Genomic DNA, 14,809 nt, shown 5'->3' with positions numbered 1-14,809 from the left:
CTGATAGATGGTGCTGTCAATGAGAATCAACAGTGTTCGACTCTTGCCATGGCTCGTGTCAGTGGCGGTATCGTGTCTCACTTTGCCTGCATCCGCCAACGATCTGCCGGCTGTCAATCTGGGCGCGACAAGTTTTCTCGACGGCTTGCCGCCTGCGGGATCGGGTTGGTATGCGCAGCAGTACTTCGAGTACTACACAGCGGGACGGATCAACGACAACGCGGGAAACCGCGTGCCGCTGCCGAAGCAGGATATCGATATCTTTGCGGGCATCACGCAGCTCACATACCAGTCGCCTCTAACCTTTGCGACAGCGCATCCGGGTCTCAATCTGATGCTGCCGTGGATCGCATCGGCGCATGTGGATGATGGCCTGGGCAATGCGGCGCTGAGCGCACAGAACGGTATCGGTGATCTGCTGATTGGACCGTTCATCCAGTTCGATCCCGTGATGGGCGCCAACGGTCCACGTTTCGCGCAGCGCGTTGAGTTCCAGTTCATCGTGCCGATGGGGGCATACGATCCGCGCAAGGCGATCAATCCAGGCAGCCACTTCTGGTCGTTCAACCCGTATTGGGCGGCGACCGTCTGGCTGACACCGAAGTGGACCGTTTCATGGCGTCTGCATTACCTGTGGAACGCGACGAACCACGAACCAGCGACGGCGCTCGCACCCGATGTCACGTCATCTCAGGCGGGCCAGGCCGTTCATGTAAACGTCGCCACCGAGTACGAAGTTCGCCCAGGTCTTCGGATTGGACTGAACGGATACTGGCTACGGCAGATCACCGACATGAAGGTGAATGGCGTGGACGTGCCGGGTACTCGCGAAGCAGTCTGGGCAATCGGGCCAGGAGCGATGTACAGCTTTTCGCAGCAGGACCATGTGTTCTTTGACAGTTACTTCGAGCGGGACGCCAGAAACCGCCCCCAGGGGACCAGGGTGGTCCTACGGTATGTGCATCATTTTAATTAGCGATGTATCACAAGGCATTTTGCATTTTCTTTGGTTACGAAAAGTACGGTGATCGTTCCTGGTTCGGATTGCATTGGCGAGCGCCTGAATTAAGAAGGATGCCGTTACCCAGCACTAGGTGAAGCGACGCAGTGTTACAAACGCCGACGGACAGCATGCGGTGCGCGCCTTGCACCGTCAGCCGGCAGCAGACATGAGAGGACGATGATGGATACAGCAAGAAACGTGGCTGAATGGAAGGAGTTTGTGAGCGGCTGTCTGGACTTTCGTCCGGCAGAGGGCGTGTACCGGATCGCCCGCGAAATGTTCACGGAGCCTGAGCTGTTCGCGCTGGAGATGGAACTGATATTCGAAAAGGCATGGATTTACGCGTGTCACGAGAGCGAGATTCCGCAGCCGCATGATTTCGTCACGATGCAGGCAGGCCGCCAGCCGCTGATCGTGAGCCGGGACGGCAGTGGTGCGCTCCATGCGATGGTCAATGCCTGCCAGCACCGCGGCGCCACGCTCACGCGCATGAGCAAGGGCAACCAGTCGACTTTCACATGCCCATTCCATGCATGGTGCTACAAGAGTGACGGGCGGCTCGTCAAGGTGAAAGCGCCGTCGGAATATTGCGAAGATTTTGACAAAGGCGCGCGCGGCCTGAAGAAGGCACGCATTGCAAGCTATAAGGGCTTCGTGTTCGTTAGCCTTGATGTGGCAGCCACAGATTCGCTCGAAGACTACCTTGGCGACACGCGCGTCTTTCTCGACATGATGGTGGCGCAGTCGCCCACCGGTGAACTTGAGGTGCTTCCAGGCAGGTCGACCTATACATACGACGGTAACTGGAAATTGCAAAACGAGAACGGCCTCGACGGCTATCACGTAAGTACAGTCCACTACAACTATGTGGCGACAGTCAAGCATCGTCACGAATCGAATGTGCAAAAGGGTGCGGCGGCCAACGGCACGCTCGACTACAGCAAGCTCGGTGCTGGCGACGCGGATACCGATGACGGCTGGTTCTCGTTCCGCAACGGGCACTCGGTGCTATTCAGTGACATGCCGAATCCGCAAGTGCGGCCCGGCTATGCGAGTGTGATGCCGCGCCTCGTTCAGGAGTACGGCCAGCAGCGCGCTGAATGGATAATGCATCGGCTTCGCAACCTGAACGTGTATCCGAGTCTTTTCTTCATGGACCAGATCAGCTCGCAGTTGCGCATCGTGCGTCCGATCGCGTGGAACAAGACCGAGGTGATCAGCCAGTGTATCGGCGTGAAGGGCGAATCGGACAGCGACCGTGAGAGCCGCATCCGACAGTTCGAGGATTTTTTCAACGTGTCCGGCATGGGCACACCGGACGATCTCGTGGAGTTCCGTGAAGCTCAGCGGGGCTTTCAGGCGCGCCTTGAGCCTTGGAGCGACATTTCGCGGGGCCATCACAAATGGATCGAACAGGCAACACCTAACAGCACGTTGTTGGGCATCTCACCCGCATTAACAGGTTCCGAGTTCACGCACGAAGGCTTGTATGTGAACCAGCACGGCGCATGGCAGGCGCTATTGCTGAAAGGGTTGCGGCAGAAGTCATTGAGCGTTAAGGAGATCTGAGATCATGAACCCGTTGCAGCATTCGATCGAACAATTCTTTTATCGCAAGTCCGAACTTTGCGATGCGCGGGACTGGGATGCTTACCTCGCCCTTTTTGACGAGCAATGCGAATTCCATGTGCCTCAGTGGGACTCTGAATTCGAGTACACGACAGATCCCCGGCGCGGTCTATCACTGATCTATTATTCGAACCGCTCCGGGCTGGAAGATCGTGTTTTTCGACTCCGCACTGGCAAATCTGCCGCGTCGACACCGTTACCGCGTACCCTCCATCAAATCACCAATGTACGTGTTACTGGCGGGCCGGACGGGTTGACGGAAGCAAAGGTCAACTGGGCGACGTTTTACACGCGCCATGGCGTGTCGGATCACTTTTTCGGCCATGGGACTTACCAGCTGCGTGCCGACGTCGATAGCTGGAAGATCGTGCGCAAACACATCCTATTGCTCAATGACCGCATCAACGCGGTCCTCGACTTTTACCATCTTTAATCGAGGGCATTGAGATGAATCACAAGGTAGCCTTCAGTTTTGCCGATGGTAAGACATTGTTCTTCGATGCCGGCGCAAACGAGATCTTGCTGGACGCGGCATTGCGCAATGGCGTGAAGATTCCATTCGACTGCCGCGAAGGCGTTTGTAGCACTTGCAAGGGGCGCTGTGAATCGGGCGAATATGAGCAGGACTACGTGGACGATGAAGCGCTCTCTGCCGAGGATCTTGCGCAACGCAAAATGCTGTCGTGCCAGACCAGAGTCAGATCGGATGCGTCGTTCTTCTTTGACTTTGACTCGACGTTGTGCCGTGCCGAGGATACAGGTCGCATGACGGCGACCGTCACCCGTATGGAGAAAGTATCCGGCTCTACGGCAATTCTGCATCTCGACGCGAGTGGCGTGCGCAGACGTCTGGACTTTTTGCCCGGTCAGTATGCTCGCCTCCTCGTTCCGGAGACGGACGCATGGCGTTCCTATTCGTTCGCGAATCAGCCAAGTTATGACAATCAGTTGCAGTTTCTGATCCGACTGCTGCCTGACGGCATCATGAGCAATTACCTGCGCGAACGCTGTACGCCCGGTCAGTCAATCGACCTTGAAGCGCCATTTGGGACTTTCTACCTGCGACACGTCGAGCGACCGCTTGTGATGGTCGCGGGCGGAACGGGTCTCTCGGCGTTCCTCGGCATGCTGGATGAGATGGCTTCGCGTGGCGGTTGCGGTCAACCCGTCACGCTGTATTACGGGGTGAACAACGTCGGCGACCTGTGCGAGTATGAACGGTTGAAAGGGTATGTTGATCGTATCGAGGGATTCTCGTACGTGCCCGTGGTCGTGAATTCGTCGCCCGATTGGAGCGGGAAGGCGGGATATATTCCGGATCATTTGGACGTGAAGGCACTAGCCGCGCGACCTTTCGACATGTACGTATGCGGTCCGCCCCCGATGGTTGAAGCGGTCAGGAAGTGGTTGGCGACTTCAGGCCTTCAAGATTTTCAGCTGCATTTCGAAAAGTTTGCAAGCACCGGAGGCCTTGAGTGACGTACGGAATGACCCCTCCGATCTGATATCTGCCTTTGGAGCAGCGTCGGGCCGATCGTTCAGGGTCGGTTTGCTTCGATCCCGCATCCGAGCCGTGCGTTCGGCCAACGCCTCACCGGGTTGGCTGTCGCGGACCAGCATCTTCCCACTGTGCCTTGACGAGATACTTGCCCCCGCCGCAGATCCGCCGGGACGCCAATCCCGGCAGTCTCCCTGATGCGGTTCGTCCAGCCTCAAAAATCCGCTCGCGTCCCACGAATTCGGTCCGCAGGCACCACGCGCGAGGCGCACCCTCACCTGTCATGGAAAACTGTATAAACATACAGTATAGTATCCCCCTACAGCCAGGCTTCCGGGCGCTCGTCGCGCCGTCCCGGCTGCACCGAACTTGCGCGGTCGCGAGAGCCGGCCGTGAGAGGTGACCCACTCCTTCAGACGGTCGGAAAAATTGTCCTCCAACGACGCAACCCCTGACACCCTCGCCGATACTCCCCAAGCCGGCAAGCCGAGCAGCAACAAGACCCAGGGCACGATCCGCATTCGCGGCGCCCGCCAGCACAACCTGAAAAACGTCGACCTCGACGTGCGCACCGGCGAAATGACGGTCGTCACCGGGCCGTCGGGCTCGGGCAAGTCGAGCCTCGTGTTCGACACGCTGTATGCGGAAGGCCAGCGCCGCTACGTCGAAACCTTCAGTGCGTACGCGCGCCAGTTCCTCGACCGGATGGACCGGCCGCAGGTCGACCGCGTCGACGGCGTACCGCCCGCCATCGCGATCGACCAGACCAACCCGGTGCGCAGCTCGCGCTCCACGGTCGGCACGATGACGGAGCTCAACGACCATCTGAAGCTGCTGTACGCGCGCGCGGCCGAGCTGTTCGACCGCCAGACCGCGCACCCGGTGCGGCACGACACGCCGGAGACGATCTACGCGGAACTGCTCGAGCGCACCGCGCAGGAGGAGCCGCGGCTCGTCGTCACGTTCCCGGTCGAATTGCCGGAGTCGGCGTCCGAGCAGGAGGTCGAGCAGTGGCTGTCGGCGAGCGGATATACGCGCGTGCAGGCGCAGCGCGAAGTCGATTCACCGACCGGCAAGCGCAAGCTGCTCGACGTCGTCGCCGACCGCTTCCGGCTGCGTTCGGTGGACAAAGCGCGCGCGATCGAGGCGATCGAGGCATCGCTGAAGCGTGGCGGCGGGCGCGTCAATATCTACGTGCTGCCGGCCACCTCGGACGAACCGAAAGCCGAAGCCGCCGAGCCGCGCATCTGGCGTTTCTCCACCGGCCTGCACAGTCCCGAAAGCGATCTGCGCTATGCCGATCCGCAGCCCGCGCTGTTCTCGTTCAACTCGGCCTATGGCGCGTGTGATGCCTGCCGCGGCTTCGGCCGCGTGATCGGCGTCGACCTCGGTCTGGTGATTCCAGACGCGCGCAAGACGCTGCGCGAAGGCGCGGTCAAGCCAATGCAGACGCCCGCGTGGAAGGAGTGCCAGGACGATCTGATGCGCTATGCGGCGAAAGCCGACATCCGCCGCGACACGCCGTGGGGCGAGCTCAGCGAGCGCGAGCGCAACTGGGTCATCAACGGCTCGCCGGACTGGAACGGCAAGTGGCAGACGCATTGGTACGGCGTCAAACGCTTCTTCGATTATCTGGAATCGAAGGCGTACAAGATGCATATCCGCGTGTTGCTGTCGAAGTACCGCAGCTATACGCCATGCGAAACCTGCGGCGGCGCGCGTCTGAAAACCGAATCGCTGCTGTGGCGCCTCGGCAGCAAAGCGAGCGCGAACGACGTGCTCGCGCCCGAGCACCGCTTCATGCCGCGCGGCGTGCAGTGGTCGCGCGCACAGCTCGAAGCGTTGCCGGGTTTGACCGTGCACGATCTGATGCTGATGCCGATCGAGCGCATCCGCCGCTTCTTCGACGACATCACGCTGCCGAGCGCGTTGCTCGACGACGCGCTGAAGCTGCTGCTCGCCGAAGTGCGCACGCGCCTCAAGTATCTCTGCGACGTCGGCCTCGGCTATCTGACGCTCGATCGGCAAAGCCGCACGCTGTCGGGCGGCGAGGTGCAGCGTATCAACCTGACCACCGCGCTCGGCACGTCGCTGACCAAGACGCTGTTCGTGCTCGACGAACCGAGCATCGGCCTGCATCCGCGCGACCTGAACCGCATCGTCGAGGCAATGCACCGGCTGCGCGACGCGGGCAATACGCTGGTCGTGGTCGAGCATGATCCGTCGGTGATGCTCGCGGCGGACCGGCTCATCGACATGGGTCCGGGGCCTGGCGAGCGCGGCGGTTCGATCATTTTCGACGGCGCGCCCGACGCGATCCGCTCGACCGGCACGCTGACCGGTGAATACCTCGGCGGCCGGCGCCATGTCGCGGATGCCGCGCACTGGTCGCGTCGCACGGTCGATTCAAGCACGCCGCGCATCGTGCTCGAAGGCGCGAGCGAGCACAATCTGCGTGACGTCACGGTCGAAATTCCATTGCAGCGGCTCGTCTGCGTGACCGGCGTGTCCGGTTCCGGCAAATCGACGCTGCTGCAGGACGTGCTGTATCCGGCGATGGCGCGCCACTTCGGCCTTGCCACCGAAGCGCCGGGCGCGTTCAAGTCGCTTGAGGGCGCCGACCAGGTCACCGACGTCGTGTTCGTCGATCAGTCGCCGATCGGCAAGACCGCGCGCTCGAATCCGGCCAGCTATGTCGGCGCGTTCGACGAAATCCGCAAGCTGTTCGCGAAGGCGCCTCTCGCGCAGCAGCGCGGCTACGGCCCCGGCATGTTCAGCTTCAACTCGGGCGACGGCCGCTGTCCGACCTGCGGCGGCTCGGGCTTCGAGCACATCGAAATGCAGTTCCTGTCCGACGTGTACCTGCGCTGCCCCGATTGCGACGGGCGTCGTTATCGCGCGGAAATCCTCGAGGTGAAGATCGAGCGAGGCGAGGCCGCGCGCTCGATGAGCATTGCCGACGTGCTCGAGCTGACCGTCAGCGAGGCTGCCGCGTACTTCGCAAAGGATGCCGAAGTATTGCGCGTGCTGCAGCCTATCGTCGACGTCGGGCTCGAATACGTGAAGCTCGGCCAGCCGGTGCCGACGCTGTCTGGCGGCGAGGCGCAGCGGCTCAAGCTCGCGGGGTTTCTCGCGGAATCGGCGCAGGCGCGCAGCACGCGTGGCGCGAAGCAGGCGGTCGCGAAGCGTCTGTTCATGTTCGACGAGCCGACCACGGGCCTGCATTTCGACGACATCGCGAAGCTGATGCAGGCGTTCGGCAAGCTGCTCGCGAGCGGTCATTCGCTGATCGTGATCGAGCACAACCTCGACGTGGTCCGCGCGGCCGACTGGATCATCGACCTCGGTCCCGAAGGCGGCGACGGCGGCGGCCGCGTGTTGTGCGCGGGCACACCGGACGAAGTGAAAGCGTGTGCCGAGTCGCATACCGGCGAGGCGTTGCTGCAATACGACTGCGCGATGGGCGTCGCAGCGGAAGCGGAGCCGCAAGGCATCCCGCTGCAGAAGGCACTGAGCGCGGCCCGCGCGCGTCGCGCGATCGAAGGCGAGGACGTGGTGCGCATCGTCAACGCGCGCGAGCACAACCTGAAGGGGCTCGACGTCGATATTCCGCACGGCAAGTTCAATGTGATCACCGGCGTGTCGGGCTCGGGCAAATCGACGCTCGCGTTCGACATCCTGTTCCACGAAGGTCAGCGGCGCTACCTCGAATCGTTGAATGCGTACGCGCGCTCGATCGTGCAGCCGGCCGGGCGCCCCGAAGTCGACGCGGTGTACGGCATTCCGCCGACCGTCGCGATCGAGCAGCGGCTGTCGCGCGGCGGCCGCAAGAGTACCGTCGCGACCACCTCGGAGGTGTGGCACTTCCTGCGTCTGTTGTACGTGAAGCTCGGCTTGCAGCACTGCATTCACGACGGCACGCCGGTCACGTCGCAAAGCGCCGAATCGATTGCCGCGCAGTTGCTGCGCGATCACAAGGGCCAGCATGTCGGCTTCCTCGCGCCGCTCGTCGTGAACCGCAAGGGCGTCTATACCGACCTCGCGAAATGGGCGAAAGCGCGCGGCAATACGCATCTGCGGGTGGACGGCGAGTTCGTGCCGGTCGATCCGTGGCCGAAGCTCGACCGGTTCCGTGAGCACACGATCGAGCTGCCGGTCGCTGATCTCGTCATCTCGGCCGATCATGAAGCCGAGCTTCGCGAAGCGCTCGATCAGACGCTTGAGGTCGGCAAGGGCATCATGCATCTGCTCGCGCCGCTCGACGGCCTGCACGACGCGATCAACGGCGGCGAGTCCACCGCGAAGCTCGGCGACGTGAAGGTGTTGTCGACGAAGCGCGCGTGTCCAGTGTGCGGCACGAGCTATCCCGAGCTCGATCCGCGCATGTTCTCGTACAACAGCAAGCATGGCTGGTGTACGAGCTGCGTCGGCACGGGGCTGTCGCTCACGCGGGAGCAGCGCGCCGCGTATGACGACACGATCGTCGTCGACGACAATCGCGGTCGTGAACAGAGCTTGCCGTCGGAGGAGCAGGAACCGGAAGGGCTCGTCGACGAGCCGTGTCCGGATTGCGCGGGCACCCGGCTGAATCCGGTCGCGCGCGCGGTCACGTTCGACTCGCAGGCGATCGTCGATGTCGCGCAATGGACCGTGTCCGACACGCGCGCATGGATCGATACGCTGCAGATGACGGGCCGCGATGCCGAAATCGCGCGCGACGTGGTCAGCGAAATCGGCAGCCGGTTGCAGTTCCTCGAAGAGGTCGGGCTCGGCTATCTGAGCCTCGATCGCGCGGCGCCGAGTTTGTCGGGCGGCGAAGCGCAGCGCATCCGGCTTGCCGCGCAACTCGGCAGCAATCTGCAGGGCGTGTGCTACGTGCTCGACGAGCCGACCATCGGCCTGCATCCGCGCGACAACCAGATCCTGCTGAACGCGCTGCGCAAGCTCGGCGACAAGGGCAATACGCTCGTCGTCGTCGAGCATGACGAAGATACGATCCGGCGCGCCGATCACATCATCGATATCGGGCCGGGCGCGGGCAAACGCGGCGGCACGCTGATCGCGCAGGGCAGCGTCGCGGACCTGTCCGCGCAGGCCGATTCGCTGACCGGGCGCTTTCTCGCGCAGCCGATCGTGCATCCGCTGCAGCCGCGTCGCGAGGTCGTCGCGCCGGGCAAGCGCGCGGCCGCGGTGCCCGAGAACTGGCTGACCGTGCATGGCGGCAAGTTGCACAACCTGCGTGACGTGACGGTCGGCATTCCGCTCGCGCGGCTCGTCGCGGTGACGGGCGTCAGCGGCTCGGGCAAATCGACGCTCGCGCGCGACGTGCTGATGACCAATCTGCTCGACGCGGTCGGGCGCTCGGTGCTGTCGTCGCCGGCCACCCGGCGCGCGCGTGCGGCGGTCGAACAGAAACCGGCCGCGAACCGGCGCTCGAGTGTGCTCGCGCGCTCGGCGCCGCGCGCGCCGCTGAACGTCACGCACACGTGGCAGGGCTGCGATTCGGTCACCGGCTGGGAGAGCATCGACCGCGTGCTCGAAGTCGATCAGACGCCGATCGGCAAGACGCCGCGTTCTTGTCCCGCCACCTACATCGGCGTGTGGGATGCGATTCGCAAGCTGTTCGCGGGCACGCTGGAGGCACGCGCGCGCGGCTATACCGCGTCGCGTTTCTCGTTCAATACCGGTGAAGGCCGCTGCCCCGCGTGCGAGGGCCAAGGCGTGCGCACGATCGGCATGAGCTTCCTGCCCGACGTGAAAGTGCCGTGCGATGTCTGTCACGGTCAGCGCTTCAATCCGGAGACGCTCGCGGTCACGTGGCGCGGCAAGAACATTGGCGACGTGTTGACGATGGAAATCGACGAAGCGGTCGAGTTCTTCGCGTCGATCACGAACATCGGGCATCCGCTGCAACTGATGAAGGACGTCGGGCTCGGCTATCTGACGCTCGGCCAGCCATCGCCTACGTTGTCGGGCGGCGAGGCGCAGCGCATCAAGCTCGTCACCGAGCTGAGCAAGGTGCGCGACGACGTCACCCGGCGCGGCCAGAAGCCGCCGCACACGCTATACGTGCTCGACGAGCCGACGGTCGGCCTGCATATGGCGGACGTCGCGAAGCTGATTCGCGTGCTGCATCGGCTCGTGGATGGCGGGCATAGCGTCGTCGTCATCGAGCACGATCTCGACGTGATCGCCGAGGCGGACTGGATCATCGACCTCGGTCCGGAGGGCGGCGTGGGCGGCGGTACGATCGTCGCGGCAACCGATCCGGAAAGCCTGTCACGTGTGGCCGCGAGTCACACCGGCGCGGCTTTGCGGCCAGTGCTCGCGCGCACGGCCGCTACGGCGGCGCTGGCCGGCGAAGGGACGAATGGCTGAGGCAACCTGACGACCAGCGGCGCGGCCGTTGCGGGCCGCGATTGCGGTCCCCAACCCACTGTTTGCTCGCATTCCACCCGCTTGTCAGATGTGCCGTTGCAACCGTGCAGGTTGCAACGGCCGGCGCTTCGTCGCGTGTGCGCCACACATCATTGCTGCACTGCATACAATCGTCAGAGATTCGCCGAACGAGACGCATCCGCGCCATTAGTTCATACGAAAGCGACCGACGATGTTTCAAAATAGAAACGTTTTTAGAACCCCCGATAAATCAGCATTTGGATATTAATTTTCGGCCCGGAATGAATGCCGTCGATATCCCTAATGGCGCGGGGAATAACTTTACGCTTTGCGAATAAACTACCGAATTGCGCGGACATAATCCGGACGATAAGCAGTTCACAATTGAAACATTTTTGATTCGGCAAGAAACGTACTCGGTAAGGTGGGTCCACTACGCTTCGCATTATCGGCAACTTTGCCCGAACGGGCGAGAGTGCCGTCCACGAAGGCTTTGCGGTAAGATATCCCCATCCTCTGCGCTCAACCTTGCATAGTTGCCGGCCCTGCCGAGCGCTCATATCAATCGCTCAATAACCGCTTATCCTCAGACATGGATATTCGTGATGAAATATTCTTTTCAATTTTACTATAGCGATCCATTCCGCTAACATCACGCTTAATCCTTTATGCGGCGTTAGTCCGTTTTCCCGCCGTAATAACGCATTCTCTCGTTCCGTCTGCTGACGGGGCAAATCGGGGTCCACAATGTATGCCCGTTTGGGGAAGATCATGCCGCACATGCACCTTGATACAACGAGAATTACGTGGCTTCACACGCCTGCATTGAACGTCCGTACTGCAGCGCGGCGAATCGGCATTCTGCTGTTCGACGGCTTCTGGCTGCTCGGCCCCGGTACCGTCGTCGAAATGTTCCAGACCGCCAATGAGTTCGCGGGCACGCGCGCGGGCGAAGATCCGCCCTACGAAGTGCAGTTCCTGTCGATGGAAGGCGGCAATGTTGCCAGCTCGTCGTCGGCGCGCATCTGGACTGATCGCATCGACACGCGCTTTGGCGGCGGTTTCGACGTGCTGTTCATCGCGGGTGGCTACGGCGCCCACGTGGCGGCACGCGACGAACGCCTGCTGAACTGGCTGCGCGCCGTGCAATCGCGCACCCGCGCGATCGAAACGATCGGCGAGGGACGCCTCGTGCTCGAAGCGGCCGGCCCGACCGAGCATGATGGCCTGATGAGCCGCTATCCGGGCGCGAGCGCGAGCGAAGGCGCGTTCAGCGCGGCCAACGACCGTCACGACTGCGCGCGCAGCGCGCTGATGTTCATCAAGCGCGACCTGGGCGCGGAGCTCGCACGCAGCGTCGCCGATCGCGTGATGCCCGGCATGGCTTCCACGTGGGTGCCGCTGCCGGCCGAGGGCGGCACGCTGAGCGTCGCCGAAAAGATTCGCGCGGCCGCACGCTGGATGGAGGCGAACTGCGACCGTCCGGTCTCGGTCGCCGATGCCGCGCAGGTCGCCGCAATGAGCGAGCGCAATTTCCTGCGCCGTTTCAAGCACGAAATGCAGGTCACGCCGTCGGACTACCTGCTGCAGGTGCGACTGCGCATCGCGTGCAACTTCCTGACCGAGACCGAATTGCCGGTCGACAAGATCGCGCGTCGCAGCGGCACCGGCAACGGGGACCGTCTCGCGAAAATCTTCCGCAAGCGCATGGCTTTGTCGCCAACCGAGTATCGCGCCCGAAGCCGGGCGGCCACTGAGGCGTAGCATGTATCAATAGCATGCGATAGCGCGCCCGCGCCGCGGGCGCGCCTCGTCTGTTGGACGCGGTCGCGAGAGCGGCCGTAGGTTCGCTGGCCAGCCTTCTTACGAGCACAGTGGCGATGGGCAACAGGGTCATGGCGACGGCATTGCCGGAGGTGAAACTCATCGAGCCGGAAGTGTTCATCGACGAATTCGGCTTCTGCTTCGAGAGTTTCAGCGCGGACGAGTTTTCGGACGACGTCGCGCAAGGTTTCAACTTCGTGCAGGACCGCCATCTGCGCGCCGTGCATGGCGTGCTGCGCGGCTTGCACTACCAGGTGCAGCGTCCGCAGGGACGGCTGCTGCGCGTCGTGCGCGGCGAGATCTTCGACGTCGCGGTCGACGTGCGCCTGAACTCACCGAACTTCGGCAAATGGAGCGGCGAGTATCTGAGCGAAGGGAACCAGCGGCAAATGTGGGTGCCGCCCGGTTTCGCGCACGGCTTCGTCGTGCTGTCCGAGGTCGCCGAGTGCGTGTGGAAGACCACCGAGTACTGGTTTCCCGAACTCGAACGCTGCCTGCTGTGGTCCGATCCCGACATCGGCATCGAGTGGCCGATCGACTTTCAACCCATTCTCGGCAGCAAGGATGCGGCGGGTCGTCGTCTGTACGAAGCCGAAAACATGTCGTGAACGACAGGTGATCGGCCAGAGTTTTTACGACATTTTTTCTTGAGACGCTCACGGGCCAACCCTACACTTCGGGCATCCAGTCAGTACGAGGTGCTCAACGTGAAGCGTCGCGCAAGCCGTCCGCAATCCGTTCCGGTGCACTATGCATGTCGTGCCGGCCACGTCGAACTCAGGCGCTTCGACGCGTCGCGCGATTCGTTCGTTGCGTTGACTGCGCTGCTGCATCGCGCGTTCGCGCCGCTCGGCGCGCAGGGGCTCAATTGCACGTGCGTGGATCAGACCATCGAAGCGACCCGCTTGCGCGTGCTGCGCGGCGATTGCCATGTCGCGGTATGCGACGGACAGATCGTCGGCACGATGACGCTTTATGCTTCGGATGGCGAAGCATCATGCGAGCTATACAGGCACGACGATGTTGCGAGCTTGCGCCAGTTCGAAGTCGATCCCGCGTGGCAGGGCCGAGGCATCGGCACGTTGCTGATCGCGTTCGCCGAACACTGGGCCGCAACCCGCGGCTATGCGCAACTCGCACTCGATACCCCGCAACCGGCCACGCAGCAGATTGCGTTCTATCGCGGGCAGGGGTTTCGCATCGTCGACTTCATGCGCTTCGCGCACAGGTGCTACGACAGCGCGATTCTGAGCAAGCCGCCGGTAGCGATGCGCACGCTCGCGAACTGGTCGCGGCGTCTGCATGCGACGCCGCAGATCGCGCATGCGGCCTGAAGCAATGCCGCATACGTCCGAGGCATGCGGACAAAAGCAGTGGAACAGCAGCGCAAGAGAAGCGGAAGAAAAGCGGAGTTGAAGCGCCCGATGCTTCGGCAACTATTGCAATATGCTGCGGCAAGTATTGCAACGGCGGCCACGGCGACCGCAGCGGTGCAATCCTGAACGCGGCACCAACGCAGCGTCGCCGGTTCGCATCGGGCGAGGGGTGAATTCACCGAACGCTGTGTGCAGCCGTCAGCGTCGGATCACGCCCATCAGCAAGGTGACGAGGAAGATCACCAGGAAGATGAAGAACAATACCTTGGCGATTTCGGTTGCGCCCGCGGCAATGCCTCCAAAGCCGAACACTGCGGCGATGATGGCGATGATGAAGAAAATCACAGCGTATCGAAGCATGGTGCCTCCACCGGTGGATTGTTGAAATGACGTTTGAACGGCGCCCCGTTGCGTACGTCACGCGGCTTCACGGGTGAGATGCCGGCGAGCGGAATTCAGCAATACATGTGCCATCGTTTCATTGACGCCAACGTTTGCGTGACGAATATTTCGCGGCACGCGAAATTGCCGTCGAGCCGGCGCTAACGTTTGCATTCCCTCTCGCCAGGCCAGCAATGTGCCAACCATGGTGCGGAGTACGTAGAACCCGTCACGCGTCATCCACGCAGCCAGTGATACGCCAGCGGCCCGCACAACATGCCCCAGGTCAGCACACACATCAGCAGCGCAATGGTCACGGCCGCGCTGCCGCAGTCCTTCGCGCGCTTCGACAATTCATGTCGCTCGAACGAGATCCGGTCGATGGCGGCCTCGATCGCCGAATTCAATAACTCCACCAGCAGCACGAGCAGCACCGAGCCGATCAGCAGCACGCGCGCGATGGCGTCGACCGGCATCAGGAACGCCGCCGGCACGAGGATCGCCGCGAGCGCAGCTTCCTGACGGAACGCGCTTTCGGCGTGCAATGTCGCGACGATGCCAGCGTACGAATGCCGCAACGCGAACAAACCGCGCAGCGGACCGCTGCGCTTCGCGGCCGGCGCTATGGTCGAGTGAGCGGAGGAGTCGGCCGGATCAGGCATGTTTCGGGATGATGTTTGATGTGCAACAAATGACCGT

The 14,809-nt window shown here is 62.4% G+C and carries 10 protein-coding genes; 8 read left to right on the top strand and 2 right to left on the bottom strand.

What is annotated here, in order from left to right:
- Positions 1-19 precede the first annotated feature (19 nt).
- The 8 genes from AB3X86_RS30800 (at position 20) to AB3X86_RS30765 (ending at position 13,687) form a co-directional block, all read left to right on the top strand.
- Complete coding sequence (locus AB3X86_RS30800; protein ID WP_368598913.1) at positions 20-976, top strand: transporter; 957 nt, start codon at positions 20-22, stop codon at positions 974-976.
- A gap of 207 nt (positions 977-1,183) precedes the next feature.
- Entirely contained in the window at positions 1,184-2,572 is a 1,389-nt protein-coding gene (gene antA, locus AB3X86_RS30795) for an anthranilate 1,2-dioxygenase large subunit (RefSeq protein ID WP_184225906.1), read from the top strand.
- A gap of 4 nt (positions 2,573-2,576) precedes the next feature.
- Positions 2,577-3,065: an anthranilate 1,2-dioxygenase small subunit gene (gene antB, locus AB3X86_RS30790; RefSeq protein ID WP_368598861.1), complete on the top strand. Its 489-nt coding sequence runs from the start codon at positions 2,577-2,579 to the stop codon at positions 3,063-3,065.
- A gap of 14 nt (positions 3,066-3,079) precedes the next feature.
- A complete protein-coding gene (gene antC / locus AB3X86_RS30785) occupies positions 3,080-4,111 on the top strand; it encodes an anthranilate 1,2-dioxygenase electron transfer component AntC (RefSeq protein WP_368598860.1) in 1,032 nt (343 codons plus the stop codon).
- 448 nt (positions 4,112-4,559) lie between these two features.
- Positions 4,560-10,508 (top strand): excinuclease ABC subunit UvrA, encoded by a 5,949-nt coding sequence (gene uvrA / locus AB3X86_RS30780; protein WP_368598859.1) that lies wholly within the window; start codon positions 4,560-4,562, stop codon positions 10,506-10,508.
- A 792-nt stretch (positions 10,509-11,300) separates the two neighbouring features.
- Complete coding sequence (locus tag AB3X86_RS30775; RefSeq protein WP_176123405.1) at positions 11,301-12,293, top strand: GlxA family transcriptional regulator; 993 nt, start codon at positions 11,301-11,303, stop codon at positions 12,291-12,293.
- A 116-nt stretch (positions 12,294-12,409) separates the two neighbouring features.
- On the top strand, positions 12,410-12,961 hold the full coding sequence (gene rfbC / locus AB3X86_RS30770) for a dTDP-4-dehydrorhamnose 3,5-epimerase (protein WP_176123404.1): 552 nt from the start codon (positions 12,410-12,412) through the stop codon (positions 12,959-12,961).
- A gap of 99 nt (positions 12,962-13,060) precedes the next feature.
- Positions 13,061-13,687 carry a GNAT family N-acetyltransferase gene (locus AB3X86_RS30765; protein ID WP_368598858.1) on the top strand — a complete coding sequence of 209 codons (627 nt, stop codon included), beginning with the start codon at positions 13,061-13,063 and terminating at the stop codon, positions 13,685-13,687.
- A gap of 240 nt (positions 13,688-13,927) precedes the next feature.
- Here the strand turns inward: AB3X86_RS30765 and AB3X86_RS30760 are convergent, their stop codons facing one another.
- Positions 13,928-14,089, bottom strand: coding sequence for a DUF1328 domain-containing protein (locus AB3X86_RS30760; protein WP_013089029.1), 162 nt, complete (start codon positions 14,087-14,089; stop codon positions 13,928-13,930).
- A 257-nt stretch (positions 14,090-14,346) separates the two neighbouring features.
- A complete protein-coding gene (locus tag AB3X86_RS30755; RefSeq protein ID WP_368598857.1) occupies positions 14,347-14,772 on the bottom strand; it encodes a diacylglycerol kinase in 426 nt (141 codons plus the stop codon).
- Positions 14,773-14,809: the final 37 nt, after the last annotated feature.

The organism is Paraburkholderia sp. BR14374 (assembly GCF_040948685.1).
GTDB lineage: Bacteria > Pseudomonadota > Gammaproteobacteria > Burkholderiales > Burkholderiaceae > Paraburkholderia > Paraburkholderia youngii.
This window is presented reverse-complemented; position numbering and strand designations above follow the sequence as displayed.